Origin of the sequence: Aeromonas sp. 84A (assembly GCF_051919345.1) — a bacterium.
GTDB classification, from domain to species: Bacteria; Pseudomonadota; Gammaproteobacteria; order Enterobacterales; family Aeromonadaceae; genus Aeromonas; species Aeromonas veronii.
The window spans coordinates 70000-86623 of sequence record NZ_JBQBEW010000001.1 but is presented as its reverse complement, the minus strand read 5'-3'; the positions used below and the strand labels follow the sequence as shown (position 1 = coordinate 86623).

Here is a 16624-nt window from a genome sequence, read left to right as displayed (position 1 = left end):
CCAACAATAACAACAAGAGAGGAAGCGAGCGTGCAAGCAGAACAGATTGTGTGGGATCAGGCCCTGATCGAAAAATATAACTACAGTGGCCCGCGATACACCTCTTATCCCACTGCGCTGGAGTTTAACGAGAGCTTCGGCTATCCGGATTTTGTCCGCGCTGCCAGCCAGTATCCCGAGCGCAATCTGTCGCTCTACGTGCACATCCCTTTCTGTCACAAGCTCTGCTACTACTGCGGCTGCAACAAGGTCATTACCCGCCATCAGCACAAGGCTGACGAGTACCTCGACTACCTGGAGCAGGAGATCAAGGCGCAAGCCCCGCTCTTCAAGCACCGTATGGTCACCCAGCTGCACTGGGGTGGCGGTACACCCACCTATCTGGATGAAGCGCAAACGCGCCGCCTGATGGCCATGCTGCGTGAGCACTTCCATTTCGCCGAAGAGGGGGAGTTCAGCATCGAGGTCGATCCGCGCGAGATTGCCATTACCATGCTGGATGTGCTGCGAGACGTCGGCTTCAACCGCATCAGCCTTGGGGTGCAGGACTTCAACAAGGATGTGCAGGTTGCGGTCAACCGCGAGCAGGACAACGACTTTATTAAAGCCATGTTGGAGCGGGCCCGTGAACTTGGCTTCCGCTCGACCAACCTCGACCTTATCTATGGCCTGCCGCATCAGGATCGTGCCAGCTTCCACCATACGCTGGAAGAGGTGCTCAAGACGGATCCGGCGCGCCTCTCCATCTTCAACTATGCCCATCTGCCGAGCCGCTTTGCCGCCCAGCGCAAGTTGAAAGAGGTGGATATGCCTGCGCCGCAGGAGAAACTGGCCATGCTGCAGGACACCATTGCCTTCCTCACTGGCCAGGGTTATCAGTTCATCGGTATGGACCATTTTGCCAAACCCGATGACGAGCTGGCGGTCGCGCAGCGCGAGGGCAAGCTGCACCGCAACTTCCAGGGCTATACCACCCAGGGAGATTGTGATCTGCTGGGGCTGGGGGTCTCCTCCATCAGCATGATCGGTGATGCCTATTCCCAGAACCAGAAAGAGCTCAAGGCTTATTACGCACAGGTTGCAGAGCTGGGTCATGCCCAGTGGAAAGGCTGCTCGCTCAATCAGGATGATCTGATCCGCCGTGAGGTGATCAAGCGGCTCATCTGTGATTTCCGCCTGAACTTTGCCGCTGTCGAACAGGCGCACGGGCTCAATTTCAGAGAGTATTTTGCCGACGATCTCAAGCTGCTGCAGACCTTCATCAACGATGGATTGGTGCGTATGACGGAGGATGGTCTGGAGGTCTCCTCCACGGGGCAGCTGCTGATCCGCAATATCTGCATGTGCTTCGATGTCTATCTGCGCAACAAGGCGCGCCAGCAGCAGTTCTCTCGCGTGATATAAGCTTGTTTGCCGATTAGAAAACAGAGAAGGGCGCCATCGTGGCGCCCTTCTCATCTGTATTTTTGCTTAAGCAGCGGGTCGGGAAGGTTCTGGTAAGATGTCTCTGCGCTGAGGCAAGCAATTGGGAATCAAGCAATGGTCGCGGTGAAACGCAGATAAAAAGATGGGGGCGACTTGCGTCGCCCCCGGTAGTCGTATCGCTCAGATCCTTGAACGAAGTTGCTCCCTGCAATCCCTGACTGTTTACCTCTTCCTTTAGGTTTCCCCTTCCCAATCCTTTGGGGTGTCCTTTAGCCATCTTGGCCTGACGAGTCATCCTGTCCCGTCGCACTTTCTCCGTCCTGGGAGGTGTCCTTTACCACATCCTGTGGTGAGTCCATTTGCCCAACCCTAGCAGCCAGTCTTCCTGACCGACTTCATTGCGTCCGTGCATGAGTAACTATAAGGATTTTCTAACCGGCTACAACGCCAGATTGGAAAACGTTTTTGTCATTAGCTATTTCGAAAGTCATATTTTTCGATTTTTTCATTTATAAACAGCTAGTTAAGTCAATCATCTTCATGTTTTAAGATCTTATCTTCCGATTATCTCGGGGATCTTTTCGGCTGTTGGCTTACATCTGGAATGGCAGATCTCTTACACGGCGTTTTGGTTGCTTCAGAAACAGATTTTGCCGTCTGATGATGGTCATTCGGGGTGAGTGGGCGAGGCACACAAAGAGCGGCTGAATGGAGAAATTATGAGCGCTGGTTGAGTCGCTCATAGATGGTCTGGCGCTCCTCAGGAGTCAGCGAAGAGAAGTAGTGGGTAAAGAGGCGCAGCAACAGGGACTTGTTCATTCCATCTTGCTGGGTCAGATTCCCCAGCTCGTCGATGGCCACCGTGCTCATGGAGAAGGTGGCCTTTTTGTAGCTGGGCTTCAGGTGCTCGCCACTCTCGATAAAGGCCAGCGCCGACAACGCCTCGTCACGATGCAGGCCCAGTTCAAGGCTGACCACCTTGGGTTTGCCCTTGGCGTAGAACTCCGCATCTTCGATAAATTCGTCGACGGTGAACTTCTTCTGGTGATGCAACTGGTGCTTTTTCTTCAGATCGGCCAGACCCATCTCACACCCCCACTTGCAGGAACTCTTTGGCGATGGCCCGGATCTCTTCGGCGGATTTGCCATCCGGCTCGATCTCCATCACCGACAGTCCCTTCTCTTCGCTGTCGTCATAGACGTTGCGGCCATAGGTGATGGCGTTCAGGACGTCGACACCGAACGAGGAGCAAACCTCTTTTGCTTCCAGAATGCGTTTTACCTGATTGGGCAGAGCGGGGCACTGGGTCAGCACTACGGCTGCATTGAGGGTCGGATTGACCATCTTGCAGGTGGTGATGAGATCTTCCATGTGGGGCAGGGTCTTGAGGTCGCGACGTTTCGGGCGCAAGGGGATCAGGGCGTGGGTGGCGACAGCCATGGTGGAGCGCAGAGCCCGGTTATCTTGCCCGCCGCAATCGACGATGACGTAGTCGTAGCGGTTTTTCAGGCTGAGCAGGTCGTTGCGAATATTACCATAGAGCTGTACGCAGTTGATTTGTGGCAGCTCCGGGTTGTCATTGCGCTCCTGAATCCAGTCAGAGGTGGTGCGCTGAGGGTCGCAGTCGACCAGTAATACCTCCCCCTGAAATTGGGATCTGAGGTAGACCGCCAGATTTTGTGCCAGGCAGCTCTTGCCACTCCCCCCCTTCTCTCCACCGACCAACAAGATCATGACGTTCCCCTATCCATGAGAAAACCGCTGATTTCAGTATAGGAGGGGCCTGTCTCATCACAAGGCGAGAGGAGTGATGCTCCTCTCGTTGTTTCGACTAGTAATGAACGCTGCCTCCCTGCCAGCGGCAGACATAGTCAGGCACCAGCATTTGAGGGGCCTTGTCGACATGGCATACCACCATGGGCATGGCAGGGGCTCCTTCAGCCTGACTGAGGGTGGGGAGCGCAGAGAGCAGCAAAGTCGCGAGCAACAGCATGGGTTTCATCTTCATAACAACTCCTTGGTAGTGCCATTCCTGTGTGATCTGGATCACTTTCTGAGTTAAGTCGAGGTTGGCGCCAGCGCAAGGTGAGACGAATAAATTCAATTAATGAAAAAAGTATCAAAAGGCGTTGTGATGACCGACGAGGATGGCTGCCCACCTTGATGCGGACTTTGTGCATATTAAGTTGAACTGCACAAAGAGGTGATGACTTATAAGGCCGAGCCTGATGGGGTTGGCATCAATGCCATGATCTGGAACAAGAAAAGATTTATGCAGTGAATGTGGTCGATGTGAGTATTTATTTCTCCCGCATTCCTCCCGTCACGGCGATGTATTCAATACCTAGGGAGTAATATTCAAATTCTATTTGTAAAGTTATTTACAGTAATGATTTTTAACGGTTTTTGTTATTTGCATTTAATCACTCCAGTGAACTGGCATGAATAAAAAATGAATCAATCTGAAATATAGCAGGGTGGTTTTGCATGGTTATTCGGTGCTATTTGTTTGGAAAATGCGCAATTTGCTACCGGGGTCATAGATTGGATGGTGAATATATTCAGTTCTGAGTGAATGTGATCAATGTCTAAGTTTGTCGCGATTTGCAGGGCTAACCTCGGTCTCGAAAGGCAAGGGCAGGATAGAACATAAGCCGATTACCCTACATAAAGAATATCCCGCCTTAGCCACGAGCATGAATAGAAGGAATCTATTCAATCACTCGCAGGGACCACTGCTAGACGGAATATAATCATGAGCAAATTTTATGTAGGTTCTGAAGTTGGCCAATTGCGCCGTGTCATGTTGCACCGCCCCAACCTCAGTCTGAAGCGTCTGACTCCTTCCAACTGCCAGGATCTGCTGTTCGATGACGTCCTGTCAGTTGAACGCGCCGGTCAGGAGCACGACAAATTCGCTCAGGTACTGCGCGATCAGAATGTCGAAGTTTTCCTGCTGACCAATCTGCTGGCGGAAACCCTGGATGTGCCGGAAGCCAAAACCTGGCTGCTGCAACATCAGGTCTCCGACTACCGCCTCGGCTCTTCTTTTGCCAACGACGTGCGCTGCTTCCTGGCTGACATGCCGCATCGCGAATTGGCCCGCATTCTCTCCGGCGGCCTGACTTACTCCGAGATGCCCTACAGCGGCGTCAACATGGTAGTGGGCATGCACGCTCCGACCGATTTCATCATCGAACCGCTGCCCAACCACCTCTTCACCCGTGACACCTCCTGCTGGGTTTACGGTGGCGTCTCCATCAACCCGATGGCCAAGCCGGCTCGTCGCCGCGAGACCAACCATGTGAAGGCTATCTACCGCTGGCACCCGATGTTTGCCGGTCAGGACTTCATCAAGTACTTCGGTGACGAGGAGCGTGACTACGACAACTCCACCATCGAGGGTGGCGACGTACTGGTTATCGGTCGCGGCGCCGTGCTGATTGGTATGTCCGAGCGCACCACCCCGCAAGGTGTCGAGCATCTGGCTCGTAGCCTGTTCAAACATGGTCAGGCCAAACAGGTCATCGCCATGGAGCTGCCGAAACACCGCAGTTGCATGCACCTGGATACCGTCATGACCCACATGGATATCGATACCTTCTCCGTCTATCCGGAAGTGATCCGCAAGGACGTGCAGTGCTGGAGCCTGACTCCGGGCGGCGCTACCGGCATGAACATCAAGGAAGAGGGTTACTTCGTCACCGCTATCGAGAAAGCGCTGGGCGTGGATCAGCTGAAGATCATCACCACTGGTGGTGACAGCTTCGAAGCCGAACGCGAGCAGTGGAACGACGCCAACAACGTGCTGACCGTACGTCCCGGCGTGGTGGTGGGTTACGAGCGCAATACCTACACCAACGAGAAGTACGACAAGGCCGGTATCACAGTTCTCTCCATCCCGGGTGATGAACTGGGCCGTGGCCGTGGCGGCGCCCGCTGCATGAGCTGCCCGATGGAACGCGACAGCATCTGATGAGACGGCGTGGCGCCGGCAGAAGCTGGCGCCACACAGAACCAAACTCGAGATTAACCACTATGAAAAAACCAACTGTCGTCGTCGCTCTGGGTGGCAATGCACTGCTCCGTCGTGGTGAGCCACTGGAAGCGGATATCCAGCGCAAGAACATTGCAACTGCCGCCAAGACCATCGCCCTGATCGCTCAGGAGTACAACGTGGTGCTGGTGCATGGCAACGGCCCGCAAGTCGGCCTGCTGGCCCTGCAAAACAGCGCCTACACCAAGGTATCCCCCTATCCGCTGGATGTGCTGGTGCCGAGTCCCAGGGCATGATCGGCTACATGCTGATCCAGGAGCTGAAAAACCTGATGCCGAGCCGCAACGTCACCGCGCTGCTGACTCAGGTGCAGGTCGATCCCAAGGATCCGGCATTCGCCAACCCGACCAAATTTATCGGCCCCGTCTACGAAGAGGCTGAAGCCCGCACCCTGGCAGAAGAGAAGCACTGGGTGGTCAAGGCTGACGGCAAGTTCTTCCGCCGTGTAGTGCCATCCCCGCTGCCCCAGCGCATCGTGGAAGGCGATGCCATCGAAACCCTGATTGCCCAGGGCCACCTCATCATCTGTACCGGTGGTGGCGGCATCCCTGTGACTTGGGATGGCCAGAGCCTGACCGGTATCGAAGCCGTCATCGACAAGGACATGTCTGCCGCCTATTTGGCCAAGCAGATCAAGGCCGACGCCCTGCTGATCCTGACCGATGCCGATGCCGTCTATCTGGATTGGGGCAAACCGACCCAGCGTCCGCTGCGGGTCACCAGCCCTGACGAGCTGGCCGGGGTCAAGTTCGATGCAGGTTCCATGGGGCCGAAAGTCGAAGCCTCCTGTGAATTTGTCAAAGCGACCGGCGGCATGGTTGGCATCGGCTCGCTGGAAGATGGCCTCGCCATCCTCAAGGGTGAAGCCGGCACCAATATCGTCGCCACCCGCACCGTACATGCGTAATTACCGATATCTGTACTGAGAATGCGTAGTCAACACTACTGCCCGAACTGGTCTGAAACATATATAGAGAGAACTCATCATGGCTTTTAATCTGCGTAACCGTAACTTCCTGAAACTGCTGGACTTCACCCCGCGCGAAATCCAATACATGATCGACCTGGCCATCGACCTGAAGAAAGCCAAATACGGTGGCTACGAGCGCAAGCATCTGGTCGGCAAGAACATCGCCCTGATTTTCGAGAAAACCTCCACCCGTACCCGCTGTGCGTTTGAAGTAGCGGCCTTCGACCAGGGCGCTCAGGTCTCCTACCTTGGCCCAAGCGGTTCCCAAATCGGTCACAAGGAGTCCATGAAGGACACCGCCCGTGTACTGGGCCGCATGTATGACGGTATCGAATACCGCGGCTACGGTCAGGAGATCGTGGAAGAGCTGGGCGCCTACGCCGGAGTCCCGGTCTGGAACGGCCTGACAAACGAGTTTCACCCGACCCAGATCCTGGCCGACTTCATGACCATGCTGGAGCACGGCAAGGGCAAGCGTCTGGATCAAATCAAGTTTGCCTACCTGGGTGATGCCCGCAACAACATGGGTAACTCCCTGATGGTCGGCGCCGCCAAAATGGGCATGGACATCCGTCTGGTCGCGCCGAAAGCCTTCTGGCCGGAAGAGGAGCTGGTTGCCAAGTGCCGCCTGATCGCCGAAGAGACCGGCGCACGCATCACCCTGACCGAAGATGTGAAAGAGGGTGTGCTGGGTGCTGACTTCCTCTACACCGACGTCTGGGTATCCATGGGTGAAGCGAAAGAAGCCTGGGATCAGCGCGTCAAACTGATGACTCCATATCAGGTCAACATGGATGTCATCAATGCCACCAAGAATCCTGATGTGAAGTTCATGCACTGCCTGCCGGCGTTCCACAACGACGAGACCACCATGGGCAAGGAAGTGGCTGACAAATATGGCATGAAAGGCCTGGAAGTGACCGAGGACGTGTTCGAATCCGAGCACAGCATCGTGTTCGACGAGGCCGAAAACCGGATGCACACCATCAAGGCAGTGATGGTTGCTACGCTGGGCGACTAAGGTCGCAGTAGTGGTGCCGGGGGGCGACCCCCGGCTTTTCGACCATGTGACAGCGGCATAATACCTCTAACCCTACAACCCGCAGCCTGCATGGATACCACACCCACAGAAGGAAGCTGGACCATGACCAAATTCAAGTTCCCGTCAGCCTACACGATACTGTTTGTGCTGATCGCCCTGGTGGCCGCCCTGAGCTGGATAGTGCCGGCCGGCAAATATGAGATGACCATGAACGAAGCCCTCGGCAAAGAAGTGCCGGTGGCGGGTACCTACAAACTGGTGGAGGGGAATCCCCAGGGGATCGTCGACGTGCTGCTGGCACCTATCGATGGCCTCTACAACCACGACACCTATGAGGCAGGCGCCATCGACGTCTCCCTCTTTATCCTGATCATCGGTGGTTTTCTTGGCATTGTGACCAAGACAGGTGCCATCGATGCCGGTATTGAACGTGTGACCGACCGCCTGCGCGGCCGCGAAGAGTGGATGATCCCGATCCTGATGGCGCTGTTCGCCGCAGGGGGCACCATCTACGGGATGGCCGAAGAGTCGCTGCCGTTCTACACCCTGCTGGTGCCGGTGATGATGGCCGCCCGCTTCGACCCTGTGGTCGCCGCGGCAACCGTATTGCTGGGCGCCGGTATCGGTACTCTCGGTTCCACCATCAACCCGTTTGCGACCGTTATTGCCGCCAATGCCGCCGGTATCTCCTTCACCGACGGTATCTGGCTGCGCGTTGCCATGCTGGTGGCTGGTTGGTTGCTCTGCGTTGCCTACGTCATGCGTTACGCCAAGATGGTGCGCAGCGATCCGAGCAAATCTCTGGTGGCTGACAAGTGGGAAGAGAACCGTGCCCACTTCCTTGGCAACAAGAGCGACCAGATGCTGGAGTTTACCCTGACCCGTAAAATCGTGCTGGGTATCTTCGTCGCCGCCTTCGCCGTGATGATCTATGGTGTGGCCGTGCTGGGCTGGTGGATGGCGCAGATCTCCGGCGTGTTCCTGGCTGCCGCCATCATCGTTGGTCTTATCTCCCGCATGAGCGAGGAGGAGTTGACCTCCAACTTTATCGACGGTGCCCGCGACCTGCTGGGTGTGGCGCTGATCATCGGTATCGCCCGCGGTATCGTGGTAGTGATGGATAACGGCATGATCACTCACACCATTTTGCACAGTGCAGAAGGGATCGTGACCGGCCTCTCCACCATCGTCTTTATCAACGTGATGTTCGTGCTGGAAGTGGTGCTCTCCTTCCTGGTGCCGTCCTCCTCCGGTCTGGCTGTACTGACCATGCCGATCATGGCGCCGCTGGCCGACTTCGCCAACGTGGGCCGCGACCTGGTGGTGACTGCTTACCAGTCTGCCTCCGGTCTGGTGAACCTGGTGACCCCGACCTCCGCCGTGGTCATGGGCGGTCTGGCCATCGCCAAGGTGCCTTATGTGCGCTGGCTGAAGTGGGTGGCTCCGTTGCTCGGTATCCTGACCGTGCTGATCGTGGTCTGCCTGAGCCTGGGCGCCATGCTCTCCTGAGGGATAACAAGCAAGATGAAACGGGAGCCTGCGGGCTCCCGTTTTTTATGGGCGCAAGAAGTGATGGACACAAAGTCGCAGGCAACAAAAAGGCGACCCGCAGGTCGCCTCGATGTATTGGATGGAAGGAGTTAGCGGGCCTGCGCCAAGGTGCGCACCACGGCGGCATGGGCCTGACGGGTACGGCTGATATGGCGCGGTGCGACCAGCACAACGTCATTGCCCGCGACGGCGCCCATGATCTCGGGATTGGCGTTGCGATCCAGCAGGCGGGCCACCACGGTGGCGGCTCCCGGAGTGGTGTGGATCAGCACCATCTGCTGGTTGTGTACCACTTCGCGCACCATGTCGTGGATCGAGCGGGTGCTGCCGGCGGGTTCCAGCTGCTCGTCGACCAGGGTGTAGACCTTCTTGCCGTTGGCATTTTGGGCCTTGGCCACGCCGAGGCGGCGCAGCAGGCGGGAGATGGTGGACTGGCTGATGTCGGCAAAGCCGCGCTCCGACAGCTCGCGGCGGATCTCTTCCTGGGTGCTGTAGCAGTGCTGACCGATGATCTGGCGACAGGCATCCAGCTGGGCCAGATCGGGCTCTTGGGCAACGGGACGACTGAGGGTTTTGACCACGGCGAATTCCTTTGATGATGACCGGAGGTAAGCGCGCGATATCTGCCATAGCAGTCAGTTATCAGCCAAAAACACTGATAATCCATCTATATGCAGGGAATGAGCGGGCATTACCATCTTGCGATGGCAAATTATAGCTGACTGGAAATTCGGTGATGTGACAGGGTTCAAAAATGGGCCCCGCGGGGCCCAATCAGATATCAGTAACGCTCGCTGACGATGTCCTGAGTGAAGGACTTCTCGCAATATTTGCACTTCATCCGTACCACGCCTTTCACTTCGCGCACCCGGAAGTAGCTGTCCACCGGCTCGTTGTGGGAGATGCAGTTGGAGTTGGGGCAGTGGAACACCCCGGCGATGAACTCCGGCAGCTCCAGCTGGTGCTTCTTCACCACATTGAAGTCTTCGATGATGTTGACGGTCGCTTTCGGGGCGAACAGCGCCAGCTGGTTGGCTTGTTGCTCGGTCAGGCGGGTGTTCTCAATCTTGATGAGATCCTTCTTGCCCAGCGCGCCGGATTTCAGGTTGAAGCCGACGGTGATCCGCTCCTGGGTTTCGACCAGCTGGAACAGCTTGAGGATCTTGATGCCCTGGCCAGCGGGGATGTGATCGATGACGGAGCCGTGACGGATGGCTTCGACTTGCAGTTGGTTCTTGTCAGACATGATATTCCCCTAAGCTCAGACAGTTTCGTTCAGTACCAGTGCCAGCAGCGCCTGGCGTGCATAGACCCCGTTCTCCGCCTGCTGGAAGTAGCAAGCGTGGGGAGTCTTGTCGACCGCCACATCGATCTCGTCGACACGGGGCAGGGGATGCAGGATCTTCATGGTGGGCTTGGCCCCTTCCAGGGTCGCCAGCTCCAGAATGAACTTGGCGGCCATGTGCTTGTATTCGGTCTCGTCGAAGCGCTCTTTCTGGACGCGGGTCATGTAGAGGATGTCCAGCTCCGGCATCACCTCTTCCATGGTCTGGTGGACGCTGAACTGGATACCCTTCTCTTCCAGCTCTTCGCAGATGTAGTCCGGCATCGCCAGCGCTTCCGGGGAGATGAAGAAGAAGCGGCAGTTGAACAGGCTGAGGGCCTGAGCCAGCGAGTGCACGGTGCGGCCATATTTCAGGTCACCGACGAAGGCGACGTTGAGGTTGTCCAGACGACCCTGGGTCTCATGGATGGTGAACAGGTCGAGCAGGGTCTGGCTCGGATGCTGGTTGGAGCCGTCGCCGCCGTTGATGACCGGCACGCGGGAGAACTCGGAGGCCAGACGGGCCGCGCCCTCTTTCGGGTGGCGCATCACCACCGCATCCGAGTAGGAACCGATGATCTTGATGGAGTCAGCCAGCGTCTCACCCTTCTTGGCGCTGGTGTTGCCACCGTCGGCGAAGCCGATGATGTTGCCGCCAAGGCGCTGTACCGCGGTCTCGAACGAGAGGCGGGTGCGGGTGGAGGCTTCGAAGAAGCAGCTGGCAACCAGCTTGTCTTTCAACAGGCTGGTGTCAGGTTCAGCCTTCAACCGTTGTGCGGTTGAGACTACCAGTTCCATTTCTGACCGGGTCAGGTCCGAAATGGAGATGACATGTTTCTTATAGAGTGGATTGGTCATCGTCTGCATTCCCTTTGACATCATTGGAGGTTTTTCGGGCACAAAAAAAAGCCCCTGAAACAGGGGCTTTTTTTAAAAATAACTGGGGATCTTTGGGGTGGGAACCGGAAACAACGGGGCCGCTCTGGTGCGCACCACCCGTCTGCAAGGCTGTTTTCTGAATCAAAAACTGCATCGTTTCGTCCCGACCTTTTTCAAAACCGGACAGATTATAGGGCCGCTTTTTTAATTGTCAAAATTTTATTTCCGATGCCAATTTCAGCATGAAAAACGTTTAAGTTGCTGAAACATGACGACAAATCCACACCTTGTGCGTCTCTTGCAGCGATTCCCCATCGCGGGCCATAGCGCGCAAATAACCGAGTCTGTGGTGCCCTTCCAGCAGGCAGTAGGGGCGGGGCAGCGGTTGCCCGTTCGGGTAGCTGGCACCCTCCTCCGGCGCCAGCACGATGACAGGTTCGGGCCAGGTGCCGTCGCTCAGCATCTTCTCGCCGAGCCAGGAGCGGCGCACATAGCGATTGCTGCGCAGCATCTCCCCCCAGCGCTCGATTACCTCCATATGGCGGGAGTCCACCTGATCCACCAGTTGCGCGGTGGGCCAGCTTTCACAGGTGAACTGATGGCTGGCGAGATCGATAAAGCTCCAGTTGGACTCAAAACCGCGCCAATGACGGTAAATCCACTGGGAAAGCACATTTTCAGGAATAAAGGGCACCAGCGGCGCGACCCGTTCAAGATAGGCGGGCAGAGACTCTGTTTTGCGTTCATCCCTGAAGTTGAGGGGCGCCAGTTGTTGGAGCAGTCGGTAATTGAGCATAAGTGGCCTCCCGGTACCTGATTTCACCCTACCCCCATTTATGTCCCATTCCTACCCCGGCAGGGCTGCAAATACAGCAAGTTATCCCGCTTCGCTGCACAAATAACCGCGACTTGTTCGGGATTTGTGCAATCGCATCGAAAGCGTAAAAAAAGCCTTTACCTTTGATCTCCACTTTGTATACTACGCCTCGTTTGTTGCAGGGGCGTAGTTCCAATTGGTAGAACAGCGGTCTCCAAAACCGATGGTTGCGGGTTCGAGTCCTGCCGCCCCTGCCATTTTCAGAAAGGCCAGCTCATTGAGCTGGCCTTTCGCATTTCCGGCGTTCGTCAATTTATCCTTCTCTCCTTTCTCTTCTCCTTCTTGCCGCTAGCCCTCGGTGACTGTGGCCACATTGATCTCGATGTCTGCCGCAAGAGCGTTCAATGTGCAGCAACCCGCTGTTTCAGCACGGTGACCAGCCGCTGGTGGCGGGCGGGGAGCGGCCACTCGGCGCGGTAGATCAGCCAGAGGGTGTCGATCACTTCAATGCTGCTCTGGATCACCCGGATCTTCTCCTGCTGGGCAAAGGCGGTGACGGCGAAGCGAGGCAGCACGGTAAAGCCGAGGCTGCGGGCGACCGGCTCCAGGATCAGGCCGATCTGGTTGGTAAAGCCGCGCAGCGGGATCTCGTCAACGCGCTGGCCGGGGTAGCGTCGTCCCAACAGGCGTTGTGCCATGCTGCGGCCATCCGGGTGGTCGATAAAGCCGAGCTGACAGAGGTGCAGCCAGCTCGGCTCCTCGCCATTGTTGGGCACCACCAGGCAGAGGGGTTCGCGGGCGAAAGGCTCGGCGGCGATGCTGGGGTGCTCCGGCGGTTGATCCACCAGTCCCAGATCGCTGCGCCCTGCCAGTATCGCCTGCACTATGTCGGGGGTGGGGGCAAAGCGGTGCTGGATGGTGAGTCCGGGGTGCTCCTGTTGCTGGTCGAGCAGCAGGGGATAGAGCAGCAGACCAATGCTGCCCGGGGTGGACAGGGTGATGGCGCCGTGGTGAGGGTCATCGTCCGAGAGGCGTGCCCGCAGCTGTTCGGCGGCCTGCGCCTGTTGGCGGGCGAAGTCGAGCAGCACCAGCCCGCGCGGGGTGAGCTCCAGCTGACGGGGCTTGCGCAGCAGCAGGGTGCCAAATTCGGCCTCGAGGCGCGAGATATGCTGACTGACGGCGGCCTGGGTGAGATCCAGCCGCTCGGCGGCACGGGTAAAACTGCCGGTTTCATGCACCACCACCAGGGTATGGAGCCAGAGTGGATTAACCATAAATTTAATTTATGCCTTCCATTAGTTTGACCTTATTTTTCATTATGTCGCCCCTTCCTATCATGTCACCTGTTTCCCACACACAATTTCAAGGTGACTTATGACTTACCCGCGCAACTTCTCCCACATCGGCATCACGGTGACTGACCTCGACAAGGCAGTCGAGTTCTATACCAAGGTGATGGGCTGGTATCTCATCATGCCGGCGACCACCATCAGCGAGGATGACTCCGCCATCGGCGTGATGTGCAACGACGTGTTCGGCCCGGGTTGGGGTTCTTTCCGTATCGCTCATCTCTCCACCGGCGACAAGATCGGCATCGAGCTGTTCGAGTTTCCCAACAGCGAGCGCCGTGAGAACAACTTCGAATTCTGGAAGAGCGGGGTGTTTCACTTCAGCGTGCAGGATCCGGATGTCGAGGGGCTGGCGGCGCGCATCGTCGCAGCGGGCGGCAAGCAGCGGATGCCGGTGCGCGAGTACTACCCGGGCGAGAAGCCCTACCGCATGGTCTACATGGAAGATCCCTTCGGCAATATCGTCGAGATCTACAGCCACAGCTATGAGCTGACCTACTCCGCCGGTGCATATCAGGGGTGAGTGACAGGCCGCCTTCGGGCGGCCTGCTGCTTTGTTGTTACAAGAGTCAGTAGCATGGAATAGCGATCTGGTTCACACGAATAGCGTGTTCTGTTGTTGATAGATGGGAAAATATACAGATTCACTAAAGTCTGTTCATATTGCGGCCGATAGCCTTTGATACATCAGGGTTTTCCCTGCCTGACACAACAACAAGGATTCGTCGTCATGACCCTCTCTCTGCGCGGCAAGCTGCTGGCCACCAGTCTTGGCGTAGTGCTGCTGATGGCATCACTGCTCGGCATCGTTGCCTTTCACACCCTAAAATCCCGCACCATGAGCGCCATCCAGAGCGAGGCGGTCAACTATGGCCACGCCTACTCGGTCGCCATCGGCGAATGGATGACGGATCGCAAGAACACCGTCCATGCGCTGGTCAACCTGATCAGCGATAACCCCCAAGCCGAGCTGGTGCCCCACCTGAAGCAGGCCTATACCTCCGGCGGCTTCGGGCTCACCTATTTTGGCTCCGCGCAGGGGGTGATGACCCGGCAGGATCCCTCCCTCAACACCGGCAACTATGACCCGCGCGAGCGCCCCTGGTATCAGGATGCGGTGAAGGCGGGTCAGCTGATCGTCACCGCCCCCTATGTCAGCGTCACCATGCAGAAGCTGGTGGTCACTCTTTCCGAGCCGGTGCGCCATCAGGGCGAGCTGGTTGGTGCCGTGGGGGCCAACCTGGCGCTCGACAAGCTGATCGACGAAGTGCTGGCGATGAAGGTGCAGGGTGAGGGCTACGCCATGCTGCTCGACAGCAGCGGCCTCATCGTCGGCCATCCGCAGAAGGATCTGGCGCTCAAGCCCATCGCCGAGCTGGCGCCGGGACTCTCGGCCGCCACCTTCCAGCAATGGGGCCGCGAAAACAGCGAGCTGCACGCCGCCACCCTCGACGGGCGGGATGTGCTGCTGGCGGTACAACCGGTGCCGGGCACCGACTGGCTGCTGGCTATGGTGATGTATCGCGATGTGCTGGAAGCGCCGCTCAGCAGTCTGCTGTGGGAGCTGGTGGGGCTGACCCTGGTGCTGATGCTGGTGTTCAGTGGCCTGCTCACCGCTACCTTCAAATACCTGTTCGCCGATCTCGGTCGGGTCGCGCACGCCCTGCACGACATTGCCCACGGCGAGGGGGATCTCACCGTTCACATCAACACCCACAGCAAGGATGAGGTGGGTCAGCTGGCCCAGAACTTCAACCAGTTTGTGGCGCGGTTGCACGGTATCGTCAGCCGGTTGCGGGATGTGACCGTCGAGCTGGCGGCACAGTCTCGCGCTCAGGCGGCCGGGGCGCAGGCCCGCAGTCAGCGGGTGCGCCAGCAGCAGGACGAGATCGTAATGGTGGCGACCGCGGTGACCGAGATGGCTTCCGCTACCCAGGAGATCGCCGGTAACGCCGAGTTTGCCGCCACTACCGCCACCGATGCGGTCGCACTGGCGGTCGCCGGCCAATCCCAGGTTGGCCAGAGTCAGCGCAGCATTACCGGTCTGGCGGACGAAGTGGCCGATGCCAGCCAGATCATCAATGAGCTCGACAGCCATGCCCAGAAGATCAGCGGCATTCTGGCGACCATCAGCGGCATCGCCGAGCAGACCAATCTGCTGGCGCTCAACGCGGCCATCGAGGCGGCGCGGGCCGGTGAGCAGGGACGAGGCTTCGCGGTAGTCGCGGACGAGGTGCGGGTGCTGTCACGTCGTACCCATGACTCCACCGACGAGATCCAGCAGATGATCGAGACCCTGCAGCAGACCACACGTCGTGCCGTGGGTGGCATGGAGACCAGCCGTCAGCTGGCGGGTACCAGCGTCGAGGATGCGGAAGCGGCCAACCAGAGCCTTGCCCGGATCAACGAGGCGATCGGCTCCATCAGCGACATGGCGACCCAGATCGCCGCAGCGGCCGAGGAGCAGACCTCGGTGACCGGCGAGATCAGCCGCAATACCGAGAATATCCGCCACGTCTCGCAAGAGCTGGCCGAGCAGGCGGGCAACGAGGCGGCGCAGGCGGCGGAACTCAAGTCGCTGACCGAGCGGCTTGAGCAGGAGATTGGCCGCTTCCGGCTTTAACATCCCGCCACTCCAGCAACAGAAAGGGCAGCCCGCGGGCTGCCCTTTGTTATTTCACGACTGGCTTAAGGGTTCTGCTTGACCCAAATCAGCTGGTCGGTGGCAAAGCCCAGCGACTTCGCCTTGGCGACCAGCGCATCCACTTTCGCCTTGGGCGGGTTGGGTGAGCGGGAGAGGATCCAGAGGTAGTCGTGGTTGTAGCTGGTCACCAGCGAGAGCTGGTAATCGGGATCGAGGTCGATGACGTTGTAGCCGCCGTAGAAGGGGCCGAAGAAACTCACCTTGAGCCGCGCCTCGTCCGGGTTGCCGACGAAGTAGGCCTTGCCCTCGGCTTCGCGCCAGCTGCCATCGCTCTGCTTGCCGCGGTTGAGCACCTTGACGCCACCATCATCCCGCAGGCTGTAGGTGGCGCTCACCTGCTCCAGCCCCCGTTCGAAGCTGTGGTCGAGGCGGGCGATTTCGTACCAGGTGCCAAGATAACGGTCGAGCTGGAAGCCGGTAACGGGGCGAATGCCGTCGGCAATCCCGGTACAGGCCGTCAGCAGCAAAGCGGTGAACAGGCAAAGCAGTGAACGCATAAGTAATC

Annotated in this window: 16 protein-coding genes, 1 tRNA gene and 1 pseudogene; 8 read left to right on the top strand and 10 right to left on the bottom strand. The window is 57.8% G+C overall.

Annotation, left to right across the window (positions count from 1 at the left end):
• Positions 1-30 precede the first annotated feature (30 nt).
• A complete protein-coding gene (gene hemN, locus ACTG20_RS00425) occupies positions 31-1404 on the top strand; it encodes an oxygen-independent coproporphyrinogen III oxidase (RefSeq protein WP_100647075.1) in 1374 nt (457 codons plus the stop codon).
• A gap of 738 nt (positions 1405-2142) precedes the next feature.
• Here the strand turns inward: hemN and ACTG20_RS00420 are convergent.
• The 3 genes from ACTG20_RS00420 to ACTG20_RS00410 form a co-directional block, all read right to left on the bottom strand.
• Complete coding sequence (locus ACTG20_RS00420; protein WP_005339715.1) at positions 2143-2511, bottom strand: hypothetical protein; 369 nt, start codon at positions 2509-2511, stop codon at positions 2143-2145.
• Position 2512: 1 nt separating this feature from the next.
• Complete coding sequence (locus ACTG20_RS00415) at positions 2513-3160, bottom strand: AAA family ATPase (protein ID WP_005339716.1); 648 nt, start codon at positions 3158-3160, stop codon at positions 2513-2515.
• A gap of 97 nt (positions 3161-3257) precedes the next feature.
• A complete protein-coding gene (locus tag ACTG20_RS00410) occupies positions 3258-3434 on the bottom strand; it encodes a hypothetical protein (protein ID WP_005339717.1) in 177 nt (58 codons plus the stop codon).
• Positions 3435-4181: 747 nt separating this feature from the next.
• Between ACTG20_RS00410 and arcA the strand changes: the two genes are divergently transcribed.
• From arcA to ACTG20_RS00390, 4 genes and pseudogenes are all read left to right on the top strand, one after another.
• Complete coding sequence (arcA, locus tag ACTG20_RS00405) at positions 4182-5402, top strand: arginine deiminase (RefSeq protein WP_005339718.1); 1221 nt, start codon at positions 4182-4184, stop codon at positions 5400-5402.
• A gap of 62 nt (positions 5403-5464) precedes the next feature.
• Positions 5465-6390 (top strand): annotated as a pseudogene (gene arcC, locus ACTG20_RS00400) (carbamate kinase).
• 79 nt (positions 6391-6469) lie between these two features.
• Positions 6470-7474, top strand: a complete 1005-nt coding sequence (gene argF / locus ACTG20_RS00395) for an ornithine carbamoyltransferase (RefSeq protein ID WP_005339721.1) — start codon at positions 6470-6472, stop codon at positions 7472-7474.
• A 123-nt stretch (positions 7475-7597) separates the two neighbouring features.
• Positions 7598-9004, top strand: a complete 1407-nt coding sequence (locus ACTG20_RS00390; RefSeq protein WP_439987403.1) for a YfcC family protein — start codon at positions 7598-7600, stop codon at positions 9002-9004.
• A 131-nt stretch (positions 9005-9135) separates the two neighbouring features.
• Here the strand turns inward: ACTG20_RS00390 and ACTG20_RS00385 are convergent, their stop codons facing one another.
• The 5 genes from ACTG20_RS00385 to ACTG20_RS00365 form a co-directional block, all read right to left on the bottom strand.
• Positions 9136-9627 (bottom strand): arginine repressor, encoded by a 492-nt coding sequence (locus ACTG20_RS00385; RefSeq protein WP_005339728.1) that lies wholly within the window; start codon positions 9625-9627, stop codon positions 9136-9138.
• 200 nt (positions 9628-9827) lie between these two features.
• A complete protein-coding gene (gene pyrI / locus ACTG20_RS00380) occupies positions 9828-10292 on the bottom strand; it encodes an aspartate carbamoyltransferase regulatory subunit (RefSeq protein WP_005339730.1) in 465 nt (154 codons plus the stop codon).
• A 15-nt stretch (positions 10293-10307) separates the two neighbouring features.
• A complete protein-coding gene (gene pyrB, locus ACTG20_RS00375) occupies positions 10308-11228 on the bottom strand; it encodes an aspartate carbamoyltransferase (RefSeq protein ID WP_005339735.1) in 921 nt (306 codons plus the stop codon).
• Complete coding sequence (locus ACTG20_RS00370) at positions 11209-11403, bottom strand: hypothetical protein (protein WP_133249581.1); 195 nt, start codon at positions 11401-11403, stop codon at positions 11209-11211. Before ACTG20_RS00370 ends, pyrB begins: the two co-directional genes overlap by 20 nt.
• Before the next feature lie 99 nt (positions 11404-11502).
• Complete coding sequence (locus tag ACTG20_RS00365) at positions 11503-12045, bottom strand: hypothetical protein (protein ID WP_194494717.1); 543 nt, start codon at positions 12043-12045, stop codon at positions 11503-11505.
• 201 nt (positions 12046-12246) lie between these two features.
• Here ACTG20_RS00365 and ACTG20_RS00360 point away from each other — a divergent pair.
• Positions 12247-12323 (top strand) — tRNA-Trp (locus ACTG20_RS00360).
• A 144-nt stretch (positions 12324-12467) separates the two neighbouring features.
• On the opposite strand, the gene ACTG20_RS00355 is transcribed toward ACTG20_RS00360, so the two are convergent.
• On the bottom strand, positions 12468-13340 hold the full coding sequence (locus ACTG20_RS00355; RefSeq protein ID WP_194494716.1) for a LysR family transcriptional regulator: 873 nt from the start codon (positions 13338-13340) through the stop codon (positions 12468-12470).
• Positions 13341-13440: 100 nt separating this feature from the next.
• Here ACTG20_RS00355 and ACTG20_RS00350 point away from each other — a divergent pair, with 100 nt between their 5' ends.
• Together ACTG20_RS00350 and ACTG20_RS00345 are read left to right on the top strand one after the other, a co-directional pair.
• A complete protein-coding gene (locus ACTG20_RS00350; protein ID WP_064338952.1) occupies positions 13441-13938 on the top strand; it encodes a lactoylglutathione lyase family protein in 498 nt (165 codons plus the stop codon).
• A 207-nt stretch (positions 13939-14145) separates the two neighbouring features.
• Positions 14146-16038 carry a methyl-accepting chemotaxis protein gene (locus ACTG20_RS00345; protein WP_194494715.1) on the top strand — a complete coding sequence of 631 codons (1893 nt, stop codon included), beginning with the start codon at positions 14146-14148 and terminating at the stop codon, positions 16036-16038.
• Positions 16039-16103: 65 nt separating this feature from the next.
• Here ACTG20_RS00345 and ACTG20_RS00340 read toward each other — a convergent pair whose 3' ends face one another.
• Entirely contained in the window at positions 16104-16616 is a 513-nt protein-coding gene (locus ACTG20_RS00340; protein WP_019446574.1) for a lipocalin family protein, read from the bottom strand.
• Positions 16617-16624 lie beyond the last annotated feature (8 nt).